Source organism: uncultured Thiodictyon sp., from assembly GCF_903946935.1.
Lineage (GTDB): Bacteria > Pseudomonadota > Gammaproteobacteria > Chromatiales > Chromatiaceae > Thiodictyon.
Map to the genome: position 1 here is coordinate 1 of NZ_CAJAXH010000203.1, position 21155 is coordinate 21155.

Genomic DNA, 21155 nt, shown 5'->3' on the forward strand with positions numbered 1-21155 from the left:
CCTTTGCCAGAAAATCAAAAACTTCATCGACTATTTCAACAAGACAATGGCCAAACCATTCCGCTGGACCTACCAAGGCAAGCCGTTGGCAGCCTAGCTTGACATGGTCCGAGCACTTTCATCCTGCGGTACTAGGGCCTTTTCATCATCGCCGAACGACCAGGCGGTCTGGGTCCCCGCGCGGGCGGCATATTCCCATTCGGCCTCGCTGGGCAGGCGATAGGGCTTACCGGTCTTACGGCTCAGCCAGGTCACATACTGCTGGGCATCGTCCCAAGAGACATTGATGACCGGGCGTCGGCCCCGACCCCGGCCCGCGTCGCCGGGTTTCTGGGTACAACCGCCGTCGGCCACGCAGGTGTCCCATTCGTCAAAGGTTACTTCGTATTTGCCTATCTCAAAGGCGGGGATTTGGACCTGATGGGCTGGCTTCTCGTCGGGAAAGCAGTCCTTTTCGGCCGGCTGGCAGCCCATCAAAAAGCTGCCGACGGGAATGTAGACCATGGGCGGGTCTAGATTCAACCCCCCATTCTGATCCTTCCCGGCAGAAGAATCGGCAATTTGTGCTGATGATGCGTGTTGGGGTTCCGAGGAGGGCTGAACGATGACTGGTGTCGCCGCTGGGGTGGGCGCATGATTGATCGGTTGGCTCACGGCCGCGGTCTGGGGTTTCGGAATTACGCTGTTGCGGCCCGGGGTGAACTGGTACCAGAGAGCAAGGCCCAGCACCGTCAGACCAGTGAGTACCGTCGGCCACCATCAGCGCCGCCCGCCGTGTTCTTCGTTTTTTGTGTCGGATCGATGAGCGGGGCTACCGCCTGGTAGGGACTCCGGTGCAACAGCGCGCTCCGGTCTTGGCGCGGGGTCTTCGCGGCGGGACGCCGCTCCCACGGGGACCGGGTCCAGGGGTAGCACGGACTGGCCCGCAGCGATGGACTGCATGTCCCGCAGGTCGACCCCCACCGTCGGAGCTCCTTCCTGCCGGGTTTCGACTAAATCAGCCGGCGCCGCCTGGGCCGGCACCATCTCCGGTGCCGGCGACTCTGCCGCGACATCAGTCGGCTGATGCTTGCCGCAAAATGGACAATACGCGATCACCCAACCCAGTGACTGGTCACAATGTCTGCATACCAACATCAGTTCAATCCCTGTCGCAGTCGGTCTTATTAATCATGGTAGTGACACATTCTGGACCTCGTTGATTCGGTGCTCAACGTGATCTGGAACATCAGTCGATCAAATTTTACGCAGCTTGTCAATGCTCCAGATGCATCGTCCTGCCGACACCGTTGCAGTAGAACGGGTCCGAGCCACCCGAATGACCTGTTCGCCCCTTGTAGTGCTAGCGCTTTGACTGATGGTCGTGCGCGTCCTGAGCCCCAACGCCCGCCCGCAGCTGATTGCTCTTGCCAAACACCACTAACCCCTGCTCCCTCAGCCCTTGCAGGTCGCGCTGCTTGGTCTTGTCGGTGAGTTGCGTATAGAGCCCAAGGTACCAGGGCGCGCGACGCAGCTCCGCCAACGGCAGCGGACCGCGGGCGCCGAGCACCTGGGTGGCGATGGCGTATTGACGCGCGTTGATCTGCTTCTGGTCATACCGGCGCTTCAAGTCACTCTCAAACAGCCGAACTTCCACCAGGCGATTGACCCGGTCGTGCAGGGTGTTGAGGCTGATCAGCAGGCCGTCCAGGAAGAAGCGCACGAAGTCGGTGTTGGGATGGGGCGCGCCCTTGTCCGCTGCCTTGCGGCAGGTGTTGAACAGGGTGAAATAGCGGTCGATCTGGTCGAGGTAATAGCGCGCCTGGGCGAATGGGGCATACCTGAAACCCTCGTGCAGCAGCAGGCTGGCCTCGATGACGCGCCCGACGCGGCCGTTGCCGTCCCAGAAGGGGTGAATCTGCTCGTAATAATAATGGACGAGCGGCGCGCGGATCAGGACGGGGACCTTGAGATCGAGCAATTCCTGGTGCCAACGCAGTAGCGAGTCGAGCAGCAGGCGCACGTCGCCGCCGAATTGGGGCGGTTTGTAGCGCCCGCCGTGGTTCTGATCCCCGACCTGGGTGACGATGGTCTTGGGGTTGTCCCGCAGCACACCGGGCTGGTTGTACTGGTGCGGCAAGCGACCGGTGACAGCGGCATGAACGGACCGGATGAAGGGCAGGTCCAGGCGCCAGTCGGGTGCCGCCACCGCCCGGCTGGCGAGGTCGTAGGCGGCCTTGAGGTTGAGTACGCGCCGCTGCTCGATGTCCTGGACCATGGTCGGGTCCAGGTCGAGGGCCTGTTGGGTCGCTTCCTCCGAGAGGGTGCCGCCCTCGATGCTGTTGGTGCCGAAGATGCTGGTAGCCACCACCTCCCGCTCCAATTGGCTGGCGACCTGAGACAGCGGCGACGCCTGGAAACGCTGCTGTGCATCGCTGACGCGCAGCAAGGCGGTCTCGACCGCGGCGGCATCGACGCCCAACTGGAAGGCGAAGGGGCCGAAACGGGCGGTCTCGACGGTCAGGCGGTGGTCAGCGAACTCGGGCATCGGCGATCTGGTCTCCTGGTCCGGAAAAATGTCCGGCGAGAGATGATCGCATATTACTGATTGCGATTGATTACTGGAACCACCGCGCGAAGAATTGTCCGGAAAAATGTCCAGTCGATGGAGCGTCGCACCAGTCCCGCACTAGCCTTGGTCATAACCCCTGCCACCGCACTAACCGCAAGGTCGCTGGTCCGCACAGCGGACCCTACGGGCACAGCGGACCCGACGGGCACGGCGGACGCCGTAGGGTCCGCTGTGCGGACCGATCGCCGCCGGCAGGAATGATGATCAAGACCCCCGCACCGCCGCCGCACTCAGGGCTTCAGCCCATACTTGCCCGGGTCCACCCGCGTCCAGGTGCTGCTCCGCCCGATCAGGCTCACCATAATGTAACCGCGCAACTCCAGCCGGTCCTTGCCCGCCATGGTGATGGTGCCGGAGTAGGTCTTGCCGTTGCGCGGGTCATAGACCTGCCCGCCGTCGCACACGCCCTTGGCGTCGGGCGGCGAGAGGCCCCAGACGATGGGCAGGCCCAGCAACTTGCGGTCACGCTTGGCGGCGTCCGGGTTGTGCGCATCCACCTTCGGCTGGCCGGCCGGCCCCTGCTTGCTGCCCGCCGGGTAGTTGGGTTCCTTCAGCCAGACGATCCGCCCGCCCAGCTTCCCGCCGGACTCCTCGATCTGGACGACGGAGGTCCCTTCCTGGACGAGCCAGTAGCCCACCGGGGTGGGGGCCGCCAAGGCGGCCGCGCTGGGCAGGCCGAGGGCGAGACAGACGAGTAACAGGCAGTAGCGACGGGTCATTGCAGGTTCTCCGAATCGATTTCTTTCTATGGCTGGACGGGGTTTGAAGCCGCGTCCCGGGCGTTTGGGGCCGGGCGGACAACACCAAGGTCAGAGGCTACTGCGGCAGCCAAACCGTTGCGGCCGGGGCGAATGCCCCGTCCGGCCTGGGGAGTCACGTGGGCTCACCCCGCCAGATACCCGCGCAGGGTCTCAAGCGCCTCCTCGTAGTCGAAACGCTCGATCTCGCGGCCCAGTTGGGTCCCGCGCGGACCCAGCGCGACCGTGATCAGGGACGCGTGCTCGAACCAGATGGCCGCGGCCCGCGTGTCGTCCTGCGCCAGCAGCGCCTCCAACTCGCCCAACACCGCCCGCACCTGCGCCCCATCCGGCGCGGCCGACTCCGGCGCCGGGCCGGATTGCACCGGCGCGTCCGGCCGCACGTCACGTAGCGGCGGCAACCAGCGCACCAGCGTCTCATAGAGCCGCTCCGGCTCCACCGGCTTGGCGATATGGTCGTTCATCCCGGCCTCCAGACAGCGCTGGCGGTCGTCGGCAAAGGCGCTCGCGGTCATCGCCAGGATCGGCAAGGACGCCTTGCCGGGCAAGGCACGGATCGCCCGGGTGGCCGCCAGCCCATCCATGATCGGCATCTGCACGTCCATCAGCACCAGCGCATAGTCGCCCTCCGGCACCCGCTCCACGGCCGCGCGGCCGTTGTCGACCACGTCCACCACCAGCCCCAGATCGCCCAGCAGGTCGCAGGTCACCGCCTGATTGACCGGCTCGTCCTCGACCAACAGCACGCGGGTGCCGCGGTACCTGGCCAGGGTCCGTTCGGCGCTCCCCACCGGGTACGGCGGCGCCGGGGCCGACTCGGTCGCACCCGCCACCCGCCCCAGGCGGGCGGTGAACCAGAAGGTACTGCCCTCGCCGGGGCGGCTCAACACCCCCACCTCGCCGCCCATCAGGGCCGCCAGGCGCGCGACGATGACCAGGCCCAGACCGGTGCCGCCATATTCGCGGGTGATCGAGTTGTCCGCCTGGACGAAGGGCTGAAACAGCCGCGCCTGCTGCTGCGGCGTCAAACCGATGCCCTCATCCCTCACCTCGAGGCGCAGCAGCACCCCGGCGGCGTCCGCCCCCGCCACCCAGGCCCTTATCCGGACCTCGCCCCGCGCGGAGAACTTGAGCGCATTCGACACATAGTTCGCCACCATCTGCCCCAGACGCAGCGGGTCGCCGTGCAGGCGCGACGGGACGCCGGGCTCGATGGCGACGCTAAACCCCAACCCCTGCTCCGCCGCCCGCTCGCCGAACAGCGACAGGGTGCCGTCCAGGACCTGATTCAGGGCAAAGTCGATCGTCTCCAGTGACACCCGGCCGGCCTCGATCTTGGACAGATCCAGCACATTATTGAGAATACCCAGCAGGTGCCGGGCGGCCGCCCCCACCTTTGACAGCCGATCCTGCGACTTGGGGTCGGGGAGCTCGCGGCGCAGCAGGTGATTCAGCCCGATGATCGCGTTCATGGGGGTGCGGATCTCGTGACTCATATTGGCCAGGAAGGCGCTCTTGGCCCGATTGGCCGCCTCGGCCGCGTCGCGCGCCTCGCGCAGCTCCTGGGTGCGCGAATCCACCAGGGTTTCCAGGTGATGGCGATAGCGGTCAAGCTCCAGTTCCGCCTCCTTACGGGCGCTGATGTCCTGAAAGACGCCCGAGAGCGCAACGGTCTGGCCGTGTTCCGCCTCCGGCCTGCCGATGACGTGGACCCAGCGATGTTGACCCTTGGCGGTCATGAACTCGGCCTCCAGGTCAAAGGGCTGCCCCGCCGCAATCGCCGCCTGCACGGCGGCCTCGATCAGTGGGCGGGACGCCGGGGCATAGAATGCAATAGCGTTGTCCAGGGTGGGACTGAAGGTCATGGGCACTTCGTGAATGCGATACACCGTCTCGGTCCAGGTCACGCGACCGGTGGCCAGGTCCAAGTCCCAACCGCCGATACCCGCGATCCGCCCCATCTCATTGAGCAACGCCTGACTCTTCACCAGGGTATCCACCGCCCGCTTGCGCTCGGTGATATCGATATTGACCCCCAGGATGCCCCGGATCGTATCCCCGCTACGGATCGGCGCAATGATGTTCTGGAAGGTGTGCGGCTCATCGTTGACGCAATAGGTCACCTCCTCGTCCACCACCTCCCCGGCCAGGGCACGGACGTTATTGGCCTGCCAGATCGCCAACTCCGCCGGGCTCAACCCGGTATCCTCCTGGCAGCGGCCCAGGATGCTGCCCCAGTGCGCGACCAGGCGGGCGTTTTCCATGAAGCAACGCCCATCGCAGTCGCGCGCCCAGAACTCGAACGGCACGTTGTCGACGACCGCCCGCAGCAGCGACTCGCGCGCCTGCAACTGGGTCTCCGCCTGCACGCGCGCCGTGATGTCGAAAAAGGTCACGACGACCTGCGCGATCGCACCCTGGTCGTCGCGCAGCGGGTGGGCCTCGCATTGGACCCAGATCGGCGCCTGGCGATCGGGCCGCAGGATACCAAGGTTCAGATTGCGCACCAAGGCGCCGGCCGCCAAGGCGCAATTGACCGGATACTCGGCCAAGGGCATCCGCGTACCGTCCTCGCGGATAAAGCACCAGGCCGGGTCGATCGCCGCCTTGCCATAGAGCTGCGCCAGGCTCAGGCCCAGCAAGCGCGAGGCCATGGCATTGGCCAAGCGGATCGCGGTGTCCGGTCCATGCACGACCACCCCGGCATCCAGGTTATCGACCAGACCGCGGTAGTCGCGCTCGCTCTCGCGCAGCGCCGCCTGGGCCGCCAGGCGCTCGGTGATGTCGCCATAGGCGACGACTACGCCATAGCCCGGCAACGGCAGGGGGGCGGCGGTCACCTCGATCCAGGTCACCTCTCCGTCCGGCCGGACCACCCCCATCTCCGCACGATGCACCCCCTGACCGGTCTGGAGCGCCCGCACACTGGGGTACTCAAGGCTCGGCATGGGCGTGCCGTCGAGCCGCACGAGCCGCCGGGCCGGGCTGTCGAGCTCGCGTTGGCGCGGCTGCGCGCTGGGGAGTCCGAGCAGGGTCTCGGCGAGCGGGTTGGCCTCGAGGATCTCGCCGGCGGCGTCGGTCACGGTCAGGCCGAGCGGCAGATTCTCGAACAGCGTCAGGTACTTGGTCAGGGCGATCGCGAGCGACAACTGCGCCTGTTTGCGGTCGTCGATGTCGCTGACCGCCCCCTGATAGTGGAGCTCGCCACCGGCCTCGGCCGGCACCACCGAGAGGTCGATGCTAGCCCAGAAGACCTCCCCATCGCGGCGGCGCAACCGCACCTCGTAACCCTGCACCTGGCCCTGCTCGGCCACCAGACGGACCAGGCGCACCCGGTCCTGCGCATCGGCATAGAAGCGGGGGCCGATGTCGGCGCCGTTCGCCACGAACTCATCGAGGCTGGCGAAACCGAACATCCGGACACAGATCGGATTCGCATTGATGCAACGCCCCCGCGGGGTGGTCTGAAAGAGCCCCACCGGCGAGGCCTCGAAGATCTCGCGGTATTGGCGCTCGGCCCCGCGCCGCGCCGCCTCCGCCCGCTGGCGCGCGGCCAACTCCGCGGCCAACCGGGTGGCCTGGCGGCGCGTGTTCAAGAGCGCCAGCACCAGGGCCGCGAGCAGCACGCCGATGACACTCCCACCGCCGCCGACCAGCCAGACCCGCGGGTCCTCGCCCGCCAGCGGGCCGGAGCGCGCGAGGATCAGGGTCCAGCGCGACCCATTGAACAGGATCGGCAGGCGTAGCGCGTCGGCCGCTGGCGCGGCGGCCCCCGGCTGACTGTCGAACAGCAGGGTGTCGTCGGAGGGCCGATCGCCCTCATAGACCGCGAGGCGCACACGCTGGCCGTCATCCAGGTCCCAACCCGCCAGGATCCCGAACATCAGGTCGTCCATCCGATAGGGACTGTAGACCCAGCCGAGCAGGGCGGCGCGACGTTCAGCCACGGTGCCGGTCGGCCGCCCCAGGCGGTAGACCGGGACATACATCAGGGTCCCGGCCTGGACGTCCCGCGCGGTCTCCTGCACCAGATGGACCTTGCCGGAGAGCACCGCCCGGTCCTCGTCGCGCGCGCGCTCCATGGCGGCGCGGCGCACCGGCTCGGACAGCATGTCATAGCCGAAGGCGCGCAGATTGCGCCCGGCGAAGGGCTCCAGATAGACGATCGCCGAATAGGGGTCGCGGCGGCCCGCGGGCCACACCCGATAGTCCGGGAAGCCCTGGGCGCGGACCTCCGCCTCGTGCTGGGACAGTTGGTCGGGCGCGATCATTAGCGCGAAGCCGATGCCCTGAATCCCCGGCAGGTTGAGATGGATCCGGCTGCGCTCAACAAAGGTCTGCCACTGCGCCCGGCTGACCTCGCCGGCGACCGCAACATAGGCCGCCCCGCTGCGCAGGACCTGGGCGTGGGCGTGCAGGCGCGCATCGATCTTGGCCACGAGCTCGGCACCGATCGCGGCCAGGTCGCGGCGCTCCTGGAACTGCACCTCGGCCCGGGTGTAGAGGGTCGCCGTCAGGGTCAGCGCCAGGGCAGCCGCGAGCACCGCCCCGGCCGGCCAGGCCTGGCGCCACGCGCCCCGGGTTAGGATGGCCTGCACGGCCAGCGGGGGCCGCGGGGGCCGCAGGTGGCCCGCCGCCGCGGACGGATTGGTTGGGAGGTGCGTCATCGATCGGTTTGTGTAATTCTTGGTTTAACGATAAATTTACAGTCACACATCGGCTAAGATACGCTCCCCGGGGGCCGCTGGCGACGCCCACCGATCGGCGGACGTTAGGCGCGCTTGGTGTCTCCCCAATGACTCTCTCAATGGCCACCGAAACCCTCAACTCACCCGACCAGACCCTGGCGGGGCTTTACCCCGGATTTCTCGCCGCCCTGCTGGCCGGCGACCGGCGTGAGTGCGAGGCCCTAACCGAGCAGTGCCTGGGCGCGCGGGTGCCGATCCTGGCGCTCTACCAGCAACTGTTCCAGCGCGCGCTCTACCAGGTGGGCGAGGAGTGGCAGTACAACCGGATCTCGGTCGGCAACGAGCGTCTGGCCACGGCCATCGTCGAGGGCCTGCTCAATCGACTGTATCCGCGGGTCATCGCGCCGCACCGCCGCGGGCGACGAATCATTGTCGGGTCGGTGGAGGGCGAACTGCATCAGGTCGGCGCCAAGATGGTCTGCGATGTGTTCGAGATGCACGGCTGGGAGGCGCTCTATCTGGGCGCCGACACCCCGACCGCCGAGCTGTTGCGCACGGTGCTGGACCTGCACCCCGACGCGGTCGGTCTCTCGCTCAGCGTCTACGCCCATCTGGGCACGTTGCTCGACGCGCTCGCGCGGCTGCGCTGCGCCCACCCGGACCTGCCGGTGCTGATCGGCGGCCAGGGGTTACGGCAGGTCGGAGCCACCCTGAGCACCGACCCCAAGGTCCATTACACGGCCAACCTCGACACGCTCGAACGTTTCGTAACCAGTCTGCATTGACGCCCCAACCCGGCAGGCCCCGCATGACCCTTGAGCAATTGATTGACAGCGCCCGCGCCCTCCCCGCCTGCTCGCCCGGCACGGCCGACGCCTACGCCGCCGCCCGGGATGCACTGGTGGTGGACGTCGATCGCAGCCTACTGGCGCGGCCCGATCTCGCTGACCTGATCGGTCCCGACAACCGCGCCTTGATGCGCGATAACCACCGCCACCATGCCGAGTTCATCGCCGCGCTGCTGCGGCACTATGACCCAGTGGTACTCACCGAGTCGGTGCTGTGGGTGTTCCGCAGCTACCGTGCCCGCGGCTTCCAGAGCGCCTACTGGCCGATCGAACTCGCCGCCTGGCAGGTCGCGATGCAGCAGCGGCTCACGCCGTCGGCCCACGCCGAGCTCGCCCCGCTCTATCGCTGGCTAAGCGATCATTGCCCCGCTTTCGCGGCCTTGACCGAGCCCGCGGCCGCGCAGGGCTAGGCGAGCGCCGGAGCGTCACGTCATGCCCGCCGCGACCCCACTCGACGATTGCACCCAGGGGCCGGGCGACACCTGGCGCGCCGAACTCGGGCAGGCGCAGGAGGCGAGCACCGCCCTGGCGGTCGGGCGCTTTACCATTGAGGGCCAGCCACTCTATCTCAACCGGGGCATGCGCGCGGTACTGGGCGGCGACACGCCGCCGCGGGCGCGGCGCGACTATCTGGTCAACCCCAGCTTTGACGACCTGCTCGCACCACGCACCGGGGGCCTGGTCTTCAGCGGCTGGCTGACGGTGGGCGATGGCTACCGGATGAGCCGCACCCTGCGCGCCCAGGCCTATCGCAAGGGTGGAGAGGTCTTGATCGTCGGCGAATACGACGTGCTCGAACTCGACCGGTTGGAGCGTGAGACCTCTCGCACCAATCAGGAAATCAACAATCTACAGCGGGGCCTGCTCCAGAAGAACGCCCGTCTGGCACAGACGCTGATCGAACTGGAAGAACAGGTCAAGACCCTGCGCGACAGCGAACAGCGCTTTCGGCGCATCGTCGAACACCTCGCCGACCCGGTGATGGTGACCGATCTTCGCGCCCACATCCGCGCGGTCAATCCGGCCTTCAGCCGGATCACCGGCTACGATCCGGCGGAGGTCCTTGGGCGCACCCCCAAGCTGCTGGCCTCGGGCCACCACCCGCCGCCGTTCTATGCCGACCTGCGCCAACGCTTGGCAACCGACGGGCGCTGGCAGGGAAACCTGTGGAACCGGCGCAAGAACGGCGAGGTCTATGTGCAGCGCCTGTCTATCTCCAGCCTGCGCGACAGCGCCGACGAGGGGCTTTATATCGCCGTCTATAACGACATCGGCGCCGAGATCCGGGCCCTGGAGCAGGCGCAATTCCAGGCCGAGCACGACGCACTCACCGGCCTGCCCAATCGTGTCCTGCTGTTCGACCGGCTATCCGAGGCCCTGCGCGATGCCCAGCGCCGCGATACCTTGGTGGGGGTGCTGTTCATCGACCTCGACCGCTTCAAGCCGATCAACGACACCCATGGACACGCCACCGGCGACACCGTGCTCCAGACCGTCGCCCGCCGGCTCAAGCGCAGCGTGCGCGATACCGACAGCGTGGCGCGGCTCGGCGGGGATGAGTTTGTGGTGGTGCTGCGCGATGTGCGGTCCGCCGGGCAAGCGGAGCAGGTGGCCCACAAGGTCCTGGCCGGCCTGGACCGGCCGCTGTGGCTCAATGGCTTAAGCCTCAGCGTGGGCGCCAGTATCGGCATCGCCATCGGCCCCGTGGCCGGCGAGACCGCCGAGGACCTGCTGCACCGGGCCGATCTCGCCATGTACGCGGTCAAGCGCACCCATGCTCACCCCCACCCGCTGCCAGGCCGCGTCAACCCGGTGCCGGGCCACCAGGCCCATGTGAGGCCCCCACCGCACGGCGACCCAGTAGACTGAGGCCGCGACGGGGTTGATCCTAAACCCGGGAATTGCTCACGCCAAGGCGCCAAGCTCGCCAAGAAATACAATCGGGTAGAGTCGCTCTCCAGATTACCCTCCGGGTGACTGGCGCAACGCTGATAACGTACTGAAAAGCCTTGGCGAGCTTGGCGCCTTGGCGTGACAACTGCTCTTTCTAGGTTGATCAGCCTGCCGGGCCAGTGACATTCACCTGCCCATCGGCGAAGCGCGCCTGACCAGGGCCGGCGGCCTTGGCCAGATACATGGCGGCATCCGCACTGCGCAGCAGGTCATCGACCTGCTCGCCGTGGTCCGGATAGATGGCGATCCCAATACTCACGGTGACACTCAGGGTCGCCCCCAAGACCTCATAGGGCTCGCCCACCACCCCCACCAGGACCTGGGCCAGTTGTTCGAGCTGGTGCCGGCCGGGACACTCAGGCACCAGAATCACGAATTCGTCGCCGCCCTGCCGGCACACGGTATCGGACGCCCGGACCTTATCGCGCAGCCGCGCGGCCACCTCGCGCAGCACCTCATCGCCCACGTGATGGCCATATTGGTCGTTGATGGGCTTGAACCCATCCAGGTCCAGAAAGAGCAACCCCAGTTGGCGGCGATAGCGCTGCGCCAGGGCCAGGGCCTGTTCCATCTGTTCGACAAACAGTGCGCGATTCGGTAGACCGGTCAGATAATCGTGATGCGCCAGGAATTGGATCCGCGCCTCGGCCTCCTTGCGCTGCGTGGTATCGGCGATCACCCCGATCAAACCGATCGGCTGACCCTGCCCATCCCGCACCAGGTGTCCGTCAAGCAGGCCCCAGAATTCGCTCCCATCCTCGCGCCAATAGCGTCGCTCCAACTTGACCTCGGCGGTCTGCTGGGCCAGCAATTCGCGCATCCGCTGCCGACCGATCGCGCGCTCGGCGGGGTGAATGTGACTGACATAGTCGCTGCCGATCAACTGCCCCATGGGGCAATTGAACATCTCGGCCATACGCTCATTGGCCTGAGTGATACAGCCCTCTAAATCGGTGAGAAAAATAGCCACCTCGGAGGCGTCGAAAATAAGCCGCAGGCGCTCCTGGCTCTCCAGCAATTCACAATGCGCCAGCCGCGTCTCGCACAGGGCCGCAGCGACCCGTATATGGGTCTTGATGAGCACCCAGGCGAGCAGCGACAGGGCGATACTCAGCGCACCGCCGACCCCGAGGACGATCCAATCCCGCTCGGTGAAGCGCTGGACCTGACGATCGAAGGCCGGCAGGGTCTGGGCATGCAGCGTCCAGCGATGACCGCTGAGGTCGATTGGCAGGGTCTCCTGGAAGCGCCCCGCCGACACGGCGAGGCGCGACTGTGAGGCGAACATTAGCCCATCGGCGGTCGTTGCCGTTCCGTCATAGATGGCGATGCCGAGCCGTTGCGCCAATTCCGGGTAGTCGCGTTGCAGGAAGCTCTGCATCAGGTTTTGCATGCGCAGCGGTGAATAGACCCAGCCCAGCAGATTGGCACGGCGCTCCGCATCCGTATTATGGGGCAGGCCGCGCCGATAGACCGGGAGATAGATCAGAAAACCGGCCTGCACATCCTGCTCGGTCTCCTGAAGCAGCCTGACCTTGCCTGAAATGCTCAACTGCCCCTGCTCCCAGGCACGCACCATGGCGGCCCGGCGCACCGGCTCAGACAACATGTCATAGCCAAAGGCGCGTTGATTGCGCCAGTCGAAGGGTTCCAGATAGACGATAGCGGTATAGCTCGCCCGCTCGCCGGGCGGATGCACCTCATAGTCTGGAAAGCCCTCCGCCCGGACCTCCTGAACAAAGGCCGCCAGGTCCTGCGGCACGATCAGGCGCGCGAAACCGACCCCCTGAATCCCCGGGTAGCGGGCCGCCAAACGCAGCGACTCCACATAGTCGCGAAACTGTTCGCGGTCGATGCGATCGCTAACCGCAAAGAGCCCGGCCACCCCGCGCAGGATCTGCGCGTTGGCCTGAAGACGGCCCTCGATGCGGGTGCGCACCTTGGCCACCTCCTGGCTGACATCGCGGCGCACATGCTCCATTTGCTGGTTGCGCCCTTCCAGCCATAGCAGCCCGGTGATGGCAAGCGTTGCCCCCATGATCAGCCAGGGCAACAGGCGCAGCCCCCACGCCCGCCAACCCCGCAGGGTCGGGGGGCGACCACCCTCGGCTGTCACCATGTTGAGGCCTCCCGTAAGGTCAGCAGCGCGGCCTCGAAATCGAAGGCAGCGACCTGCTGCGTCAGGATGTGTGCGGCATCCCCCAGCAGCGCCCTGAGGCTGGCGTGTTCCCGGCGTAGGGTCTCCTTGACCGCGAGGTCGCCGTGGATCAGGAGTTGTTCGATACGCTCCAGGAGGGCGCGAGCGGCTGCCTGCTCGGCGTGGGTGAGGGGTGGCGTGGTCGCGCCCGCGGGTGCGACGCCATCCCGGAGCAAACCCGCTCCCTGACCCTGAGCGCTGGCCGCATCCGCCGCCGGTGCGGCGCCGCGCGGCAGCCACTGCAACAGCAGACCGTAGAGCCGGCCCGGGTTCACCGGTTTGGGGATATGGTCATTCATCCCCGCCGCCAGACAGGCTTGCCGATCATCCTCGATGGCATTGGCGGTCAAGGCGACGATGCGTTCGGCCTCGATCTTGGAGAGGTCGAGGATATCATTGAGTAGATTCAAAAGGTTCTGGGCGGCGCTCGTAACCTTGACCAGCCACTCGCGCGGCTTGGGTGCGACGATCTCGTTCTCCAGCAGATAGGCGAATCCGAGGATGGCGTTCATCGGCGTGCGGATCTCGTGGCTCATGTTGGCCAGAAAGGCGCTCTTCGCCCGGTTGGCCGCCTCCGCCGCGTCCTTGGCGACGATCAACGCCGCCTCTGCCGCCTTACGTGCGGTGATGTCTTCAAAAAAGCTGATGAACCAATCCCCGCTGGCGCAAGGGTGCAGATAGACCGTCATCTCGATCGGATAGGACGCCCCATCCTTGCGGCGGAAGCGCTCCTCGCTCTGCTGGAGCTTCGCCTCGGCGTCGCGCGCGTCGGTGACGTCGAGCGCGACCCCGTCCCAGACCACGCCGCCGACGCCCGGTAGCGCATAGTACACGTAACGCTCATAATCGGCGGGCTCCCAGAGCCTCCAGACATCGACCAGTAAGCCCTCCTCCTGGCCTGCCGCGTCGAGAAACAGAGAGGGCGGGAAGTTTTCGTCACCGATGACACGCAGCACGCGCTTTTGTGCCGGCGCACCGATCGGCAGCAGCAACGCGATGCCTATCACGATGAGCAAACCAGTGCGTGTGCGGTCGGTCTGGTCGCTGAGGGAAGGCATGGTGACTCCATGGATTGGGAGTGCGGTGGGTGTATCAGCATAGGGCGACCGGACGCCTGGGTCTATCGCCGCTCGCCTGACTCGCGCTGCGGACGCCCGGGCGCTGGCGCAGACCGCCCGGCACCGGCTGGAGGATCTCCAGGTCTTCGCCCAGCCCGACGCCGCCCGCGGCGACGATAACCTGGTTATACTTGGCCGCGTCAGTGTATTCGGCGCCGTCACCCCCAGATCCAGGTGGCCGCAATCGACCGGTTCCCGGGCTGAACCACGCACCCAGAGGCAATGCACGATGCTTGAACCATCGCCCAACAGCGGCGCCGCCGCGACCGATCCCGGCGAGGTCACGGCGCAGACGCTGGACCTTTCCAATTGCGATCGCGAGCCGATCCACCTGGTCACGACCATCCAGCCCCACGGGGCGCTGCTGGTGCTGGCCGAGCCGACGTTGTTGGCGATCCAGGCGAGTGCCAACGCCGCCGGTTTTCTGGACCTGCCGGACGCACCCGTGATTGGGCAAACGCTCGATCAACTGTTAGGCGAGGCAGACGCGCGCACGCTGCGCACCCGGCTCGACGCGGCCGATCCGACCGATGCGCTCGCCCATCTGCTCTACCTGCCGGATCGGCGCCTGCACCTGTTCGGTCATCGCAACGATGGCCTGGTGCTATTGGAACTGGAGCGGGGGAGCGACGCGAGCGAGCGCATGCGCAGTGAGATACTCTTCGGCTTGCCCGACATGGTCGGGCAGTTACAGCGTACCCCCTCGCTTAACAGCTTGCTCGCGGTCCTGGTGGAGCGGATACGCACACTGAGCGGTTTTGAGCGGGTCATGGCCTATCGCTTCGACCAGGACGGCAGCGGGGAGGTCGTGGCGGAGGTGCGCGCCCCGCAGCTCGATGCCTATCTGGGCCTGCATTACCCGGCCAGCGACATCCCCGCGCCGGCCCGGCGGATGTTTGCGCTCAGTGCGCTGCGCCACCTCCCGGACGTGGATTATGTGCCGGTGCCACTACTCCCGCAGTCACTGCCGGCAACCGGCGGGCAGCCGGTCGATCTGAGCTATTCGTTTCTGCGTAGCGTCTCGGTGATGTATAGCGATTATCTACGCAACATGGGGGCCAAGGCCACCCTGGTCATGCCCTTGCTCAAGGACGGCGCGCTCTGGGGCCTGATCTCCTGTATGCAGCACAGTACACCGCGCTATCTCACTTACGAACAGCGGGTGCCGATCGAATTGCTGACCCAGGTCGCCTCGCAACTCATGGGCCATCGGGAGGACCTGGACCATGCCGCCTACCGGGCGCGGCTCGATCGGGTGTTGCACCAACTCGCCGACGCGATGGCGGCGAGCGAGCCCTATCACGCGGCGCTGGTTGCGGGCGACACCAACCTGCTGGCGGCGATCGATGCCGATGGGGCGGCGCTGATCATCGACGGGAAGGCGACCCTGCTCGGCAACACCCCATCGGCGGGACAGGTCAGACTGATCGCGGACTGGCTGGCCCAGCAGGATGAGGTGGTTTTTTCTACCCACCATCTGGCCCAAGCGTTCCCGCCGGCGGCAGCGTTTAGTGCCGAGGCCAGCGGGGTCCTGAGCATTCGACTCGCCCGCGCGGATGCGGATCTGGCGATCTGGTTTCGCCCGGAGGCACTGGCGCAGATCCATTGGGCCGGCGATCCCAATAAACCGGTCGAGATCGACACCCAAGACCGGGAAATTCGCCTGCGTCCACGCACCTCGTTCGCCGTCTGGAAAGAGACCGTCCGGGGCCAGTCGCGCCCCTGGCTGGACTGTGAACGCGATTATGCAAAACGCTTACGGCAGGCGATCTTCGATGCGATGGCCGAGCGCACCCGGGTCTTGGAGCGAATGAACGCGGAGCTGGAGCGCAGCAACCTGGATCTCGATGCCTTTGCCTATGCCGCCTCGCACGACCTGCGTGAACCGCTACGAGGCATACACAATTTCGCCGATCTATTGAAGATGGAAGACGCCGCGCACTTGTCCGACCGGGGCCGGCAGCGGCTCGCGACGATCCTGCGCCTGACCGGTCGTATGGACTATTTGTTGGAATCCTTGCTGCGCTATGCGCGGGTCTTGCGCAACGCGCCCGAGTTGGAGGCCTGCCCGATCGGTGCCTTAGTAGCGGAAACCGCCGAGATCATCCAAGCGATCTTCTCCGGCGAGCAGATCGCGATCGGCATCCAGCCGGACCTGCCGGCCGTGGCCTGCGATCGGGCGCGCGTGTCCGTGGTCTTCCAAAACCTGATCGTCAACGCGATCAAGTACAACGACCAGGCCGAAAAGCGGATCGACATCGGTTGCCTGGCGGACCGCACCCCACCGGTGTTCTTCGTGCGTGACAACGGCATCGGCATCGCCCCGGCCCAACGTGCGCTCATCTTTGCGCTCTTTCGCCGACTGCATGGGCGTGACGACTATGGCGGCGGCGCCGGGGTCGGATTGACCATCGCGCAGAAGGTGGTCAAACGCCACGGCGGACGCATCTGGGTTGAGTCCGTGCCGGGCCAGGGATCGACCTTCTATTTTACCCTGGCCGCCGATCCTGCCACCGTGGACCTAGACCAATGAACCAAACGCGCCCTGTCATGATCGTCGAGGATTCGGACGAGGATTTCGAGGTCACCTCCTGGGCCTTGGAGAAGGCCGGCTTCAGCGGCGAGATCATCCGCTGCGTCCGCGCCGAGGAGGCGCTGTTGCAGTTGTGTCCGGCGCCCCCGTCGCCCGATCAGCCAGTGTCCACTCAGGGGCACTCACTGCCCTGCGTGGTGCTGCTCGATCTGAATCTGCTGGGCATGAACGGCATCGATTTACTGACGGCAGTGCGCTCGAGCGAACGCCCGCCGGCGGTCCCCATCGTGGTCCTGTCGACCTCCAGCAACCCCCGGGATATCGCCGCCTGCTATCGTCTCGGGGCCGCCGGATATCTCTGCAAGCCGTTGAAGATCGAACACTATGTAGAAAAGCTGCTCGGCCTGATCCACTATTGGCTGGCCACCGTCACGCTCCCGCCGACCGACGGGCCGTGAACGCACAAGAAACTGTCGGACGCGAGTTGAGATGCTGCGCCTATTGATCATCGACGACAGCCCGGAGGACCGGCAGGTGATCCGGCACTTGCTGGCCGGCGCGCCACGGGCCTTCCACTTGACCGAGGCGGCGACCGGGGCGGCCGGGCTGCGCGCCTGTCTGCAAGACCCGGCGGGGCCACCGGATTGCGTGCTGCTCGATTATCGCCTGCCGGACTATGAGGCCCCGGAGATCTTGGCGGCCCTGGGTGGTCCGGACTTGCCCTACTGCCCGGTCGTGGTAGTCACCGGAACCGCCGGTCAGGTCGATAGCAAGAGGATCCTGCGCCTGGGTGCGCAAGTGGAGAAGGGTCTCACGTTGGCGGCCGAAGTCGCACCCGAGCTGGCCGAACGGGCCTTCCTGGGCGATGCCCAGCGCCTCGGCCAGGTCCTGACCAATCTGGTCGCTAACGCCATCAAGTTCTCCCAGCGGGGCCGGGTGCTGGTGAGTGTCGTCGCCGACCCGCCGGCCGGCGACCGGGCGGACACCCGGGTGACGCTGCGCTTTGCAGTCTCCGACGAGGGCATCGGCATCGCCCCGCACGACCAGGCGCGCCTGTTCGAGCCCTTCACCCAGGCCGACGCCTCGGCCACCCGGACCTATGGCGGGACCGGTCTGGGGCTCGCCATCAGCCGGCGTCTGGTGGAACTGATGGGCGGGGGGATCTGGCTGGAGAGCGCCCTCGGGCACGGCTGTACCTTCACCTTCACCGCCTGCTTTGCACCCCACACTGCGGCCCCGGCGGCGCTGCGTCCACAGCGCCTGGGGCGCGGCGCCCTGGCCCAGCTGGGCGGGGCGGACATCCTGCTGGTGGAAGACGCCGAGCTCAATCAGGAGGTGATGCGCGAGCTCTTGGAGCAGGCCGGTCTGCGGGTGCGCCTGGCAGTGAATGGCCAGGAGGCGCTACGCGCGGTGGCGCGGGCGATACCGGACTGTGTGCTGATGGACTGCCAGATGCCGGTCATGGATGGCTTCGAGGCAACCCGGCGACTGCGCGCCCAGGCGGCTTACCGGGACCTGCCCATCCTCGCGCTGACCGCCAATACGATGGCCGGTGACCGGGAGCAATGCCTGGCGGCGGGGATGAACGGCTTCTTGGCCAAGCCGGTGGACTTGGGCGAGCTGTATGCGGCCTTGGTGCAGTGGGTCCGTCCGCGCGGCGCGACGCGCACCCTGTCGGCGGCCCCCGAGACCCCGCGGCCGGACCCGGCGCTACCCGAGTTAGCGGGTATCGACACCGCCACCGGACTCGCGCAGACCGGCGGGCAGCCGGCCTTTTTTGTGACGCTGTTGACGCGCTTGCGCGACAGTCGGGCGGATGGCTTCCGGGAGCGGTTTGGGGCGGCCCAAGGCGTTGGTGACTGGACCACGGCGACCCGCCTGGCCCATAGCCTCAAGGGCGGCGCCCGAACCCTGGGGGCCGCGGCGTTGGGCGACCTGGCCGCCGCCCTGGAGGAGGCCACCCGGCACGGCCAACCGGAGGCGATCGCCCAGCGGCTCGCGAGCCTGGATGGAGAGCTCGAGCGGGTGCTGGCGGGGCTCGCCCGACTGGACACTACGGCGGCGGCCACCCCGGCCCCCGACCCCGCCGGCAACTGGCGACATCGCCTGTTTCGCGACCTCGCCCGGCTGCTGGCGGATCACGACACGGCGGCGATCGAGCGCGTGGCGGGGCTGGAGCGGGCCATGGCCGGCAGCGAACACGCGTCCGCGGCCAACGAGATCGGGCGCGCCATCGCCTGCTATGACTTCACGCGGGCGCACGCCGGGCTGTGCCGTCTGGCGCGCGCGCTCGCACTGCCCGGCGATTGGACGGATTAACCTAGAAAGAGTAGTTGTCACGCCAAGGCGCCAAGCTCGCCAAGGTTTTTCAAGACGTTATTGGCGTTCGGCGACTCAGCCACAGGGTGATGCCGATGCTGCGCACATCTCTTTGTTTCTTCTTGCGTCTTGGCGTGACCCTGGCCCTGTACAGGATCGTCAGTCGCCCGACGGCAGGTACTTGAGCAAGGTCGTATACAACACATCCGGGTCGACCGGCTTGGTGAGGAAGTCGGTCATGCCCGCCGCCAGGCAGCGCGCCCGGTCCTCGGTGAATACGCTGGCGGTGGTGGCGATGATCGGCACCCGCGCGCCATTGGGCAACTGGCGGATACCTTGAGACGCCGCAAGCCCATCCATCACGGGCAATTGCACATCCATCAGGATCAGGTCGTAGTCGGTGCGCCGCGCCATCCCCACGGCCTGCGCCCCGTCGGCGGCCATATCGACCTGCAACCCCAAATCGGCCACCAGCTCCTGCATCACCTCCTGATTGACCGGTTCATCCTCCACCAGCAGGACGCGGGCACGGGTACGACGGGTCCGCAGTTGGTCATAAGCAGAGCGCTCGGACCGGTGCGCGGGCGCCGCCGCCACCTCCTCACCCTTGGCCAGACGGACGGTAAACCAGAAGGTACTCCCGGTCCCGAGTTGGCTGTCGACCCCCAGGGTGCCGCCCATGAGCTGGGCCAGCCGCTGGCTGATCGCCAGTCCCAGACCGGTGCCGCCGTACTGGCGGGTCGGCGAGTTATCGGCCTGCTCGAAGGCGGTGAAGAGCCGGGGCTGATCCGCGGCGGCGATGCCGATGCCGGTATCCTGCACCTCGAAGCGCAGGACCACCTGCGTGGCGGTCTCCTCAATCAGCCTCACGCGCAGCATGATGGACCCATGCGCGGTGAACTTGATGGCATTGCCGGCGAGGTTGAGCAGGATCTGTCCGAGACGCCCGGCGTCGCCTTGCAGCGCCCGGTGCGCGAGCGCTGGGCGGATGTCGATCGCCAGTTCCAGCGCCTTTTCGGCCACGTCGTGGCCGATCAGATTGGTCAGGTCCGCCAACACCGTGTCCAGGTTGAAGGTCGCGGCCCCCAAGGTGAGACGGTCGGCCTCGATCTTGGAGATGTCAAGGATGTCGTTGATCAGGGTAAGCAGGTGCTGGGCCGCCCGGTTGGCCTTGTGCAGCTGATCGATCTGTTTGGGATCGGTGGCGCGTAGCTGGGCCAGGCTATTCATACCCATGATCGCGTTCATGGGGGTGCGCAGCTCGTGACTCATGTTGGCGAGGAAGGCGCTCTTGGCCTGGTTGGCCGCCTCGGCGGCCTCCTTGGCGACGAGGAGCGCCGCGGTGCGCGCCGCCACCAAGGACTCCAGGTCTTGCCGATACTGGGCCAGTTCCGCCTCGGTCTGGCGCCGCGCGGTGATGTCCAACAGGATCGCGCGCGCGGTGGGGGGCCCCCCGTCCGCGCCCGCATGCTCGCGCCTGATCATCAGTTGCAGGTCGCGCCGGGGGGCCGGCGGGCGGCCCAGACCGACCTCGATGGTCTCCTCCTCGCCGCTCGCGAGCACCCGCCCCAGGCTGCTCACCAGGACGCGGGCATCCGCGTCGGCCAGGCGTGTGCTCAGGAACAGGTCCGGCCCCCGCCCCCGCTCCACGCCCAACAAGGCGGCGGCGGTCAGGTTCATCTGGGTGATCCGACCCTCGCGGGTGAGCGAGGCATAGGCGACCGGCGCGAAATCATAGAGGTCCACATAGCGGTCGCGCGACTCCTCCAGTGCCTGCTGGGCGGCGCGCAGTTCCCGGTTCTGGAGTTCCAGCTCGATCTGATGAACCTGAAGCTCCTGCACCACATCGGCCGGATCGGCGCCCTCGCGACGCAGGTGTGCGAGCAGGTCGGTCAGCACATGATCGGGGGCGTCGTTCAAAGTAGACACCGGAGGCTCCTAGAGGGGGGAGGGCGGGAGGGAGGGATGGAGGGATGGAGGCGTGGGTGAAGGGGTGGGAGTCGATGCATGATCGGATAAACCTGCCGATCGCGGTGCTATGTCCGGCCCGTGGCGACATCCTTGCGATACCTAGGCGAGCGGCGGGACCGCTCGCCTGGAAGGGGCGGCCGGTCCATTCTATGCCAAGCG

The 21155-nt window shown here is 66.8% G+C and carries 13 protein-coding genes; 6 read left to right on the forward strand and 7 right to left on the reverse strand.

Annotated elements, in window-relative coordinates; translation table 11 throughout:
* Positions 1 to 93 precede the first annotated feature (93 nt).
* The 4 genes from QZX93_RS17145 to QZX93_RS17160 form a co-directional block, all read right to left on the reverse strand.
* Positions 94 to 504 carry a formylglycine-generating enzyme family protein gene (locus tag QZX93_RS17145; RefSeq protein WP_295392796.1) on the reverse strand — a complete coding sequence of 137 codons (411 nt, stop codon included), beginning with the start codon at positions 502 to 504 and terminating at the stop codon, positions 94 to 96.
* A gap of 838 nt (positions 505 to 1342) precedes the next feature.
* On the reverse strand, positions 1343 to 2527 hold the full coding sequence (locus tag QZX93_RS17150) for a Fic family protein (protein ID WP_295392797.1): 1185 nt from the start codon (positions 2525 to 2527) through the stop codon (positions 1343 to 1345).
* A gap of 314 nt (positions 2528 to 2841) precedes the next feature.
* Entirely contained in the window at positions 2842 to 3330 is a 489-nt protein-coding gene (locus tag QZX93_RS17155; RefSeq protein WP_295392798.1) for a DUF2147 domain-containing protein, read from the reverse strand.
* 164 nt (positions 3331 to 3494) lie between these two features.
* On the reverse strand, positions 3495 to 8036 hold the full coding sequence (locus QZX93_RS17160) for a CHASE domain-containing protein (RefSeq protein ID WP_295392799.1): 4542 nt from the start codon (positions 8034 to 8036) through the stop codon (positions 3495 to 3497).
* A gap of 140 nt (positions 8037 to 8176) precedes the next feature.
* Between QZX93_RS17160 and QZX93_RS17165 the strand changes: the two genes are divergently transcribed.
* The 3 genes from QZX93_RS17165 to QZX93_RS17175 are packed head-to-tail and all read left to right on the forward strand — an operon-like array spanning position 8177 to position 10774.
* Positions 8177 to 8842, forward strand: coding sequence for a cobalamin-dependent protein (locus QZX93_RS17165; protein ID WP_295392800.1), 666 nt, complete (start codon positions 8177 to 8179; stop codon positions 8840 to 8842).
* A gap of 23 nt (positions 8843 to 8865) precedes the next feature.
* The gene (locus QZX93_RS17170) at positions 8866 to 9315 is read left to right on the forward strand and encodes a hypothetical protein (protein WP_295392801.1); all 450 of its coding nucleotides are present in this window, start codon (positions 8866 to 8868) and stop codon (positions 9313 to 9315) included.
* 22 nt (positions 9316 to 9337) lie between these two features.
* On the forward strand, positions 9338 to 10774 hold the full coding sequence (locus tag QZX93_RS17175; RefSeq protein ID WP_295392802.1) for a sensor domain-containing diguanylate cyclase: 1437 nt from the start codon (positions 9338 to 9340) through the stop codon (positions 10772 to 10774).
* A gap of 187 nt (positions 10775 to 10961) precedes the next feature.
* On the opposite strand, the gene QZX93_RS17180 is transcribed toward QZX93_RS17175, so the two are convergent.
* Both QZX93_RS17180 and QZX93_RS17185 read right to left on the reverse strand, forming a co-directional pair.
* Positions 10962 to 12977 carry a CHASE domain-containing protein gene (locus QZX93_RS17180; protein WP_295392803.1) on the reverse strand — a complete coding sequence of 672 codons (2016 nt, stop codon included), beginning with the start codon at positions 12975 to 12977 and terminating at the stop codon, positions 10962 to 10964.
* The gene (locus tag QZX93_RS17185; RefSeq protein WP_295392804.1) at positions 12971 to 14113 is read right to left on the reverse strand and encodes a histidine kinase dimerization/phospho-acceptor domain-containing protein; all 1143 of its coding nucleotides are present in this window, start codon (positions 14111 to 14113) and stop codon (positions 12971 to 12973) included. The genes QZX93_RS17180 and QZX93_RS17185 overlap by 7 nt, the downstream gene beginning before the upstream one ends.
* Positions 14114 to 14402: 289 nt before the next feature.
* Between QZX93_RS17185 and QZX93_RS17190 the strand changes: the two genes are divergently transcribed.
* The 3 genes from QZX93_RS17190 to QZX93_RS17200 are packed head-to-tail and all read left to right on the forward strand — an operon-like array spanning position 14403 to position 19025.
* The gene (locus QZX93_RS17190) at positions 14403 to 16706 is read left to right on the forward strand and encodes an ATP-binding protein (protein WP_295392805.1); all 2304 of its coding nucleotides are present in this window, start codon (positions 14403 to 14405) and stop codon (positions 16704 to 16706) included.
* Positions 16703 to 17164 (forward strand): response regulator, encoded by a 462-nt coding sequence (locus tag QZX93_RS17195; RefSeq protein WP_295392806.1) that lies wholly within the window; start codon positions 16703 to 16705, stop codon positions 17162 to 17164. The genes QZX93_RS17190 and QZX93_RS17195 overlap by 4 nt, the downstream gene beginning before the upstream one ends.
* Positions 17165 to 17195: 31 nt before the next feature.
* On the forward strand, positions 17196 to 19025 hold the full coding sequence (locus QZX93_RS17200) for a hybrid sensor histidine kinase/response regulator (RefSeq protein ID WP_295392807.1): 1830 nt from the start codon (positions 17196 to 17198) through the stop codon (positions 19023 to 19025).
* Between the two features lie 159 nt (positions 19026 to 19184).
* Here the strand turns inward: QZX93_RS17200 and QZX93_RS17205 are convergent, their stop codons facing one another.
* Positions 19185 to 20954 (reverse strand): PAS domain-containing hybrid sensor histidine kinase/response regulator, encoded by a 1770-nt coding sequence (locus tag QZX93_RS17205; RefSeq protein ID WP_295392808.1) that lies wholly within the window; start codon positions 20952 to 20954, stop codon positions 19185 to 19187.
* Positions 20955 to 21155: the final 201 nt, after the last annotated feature.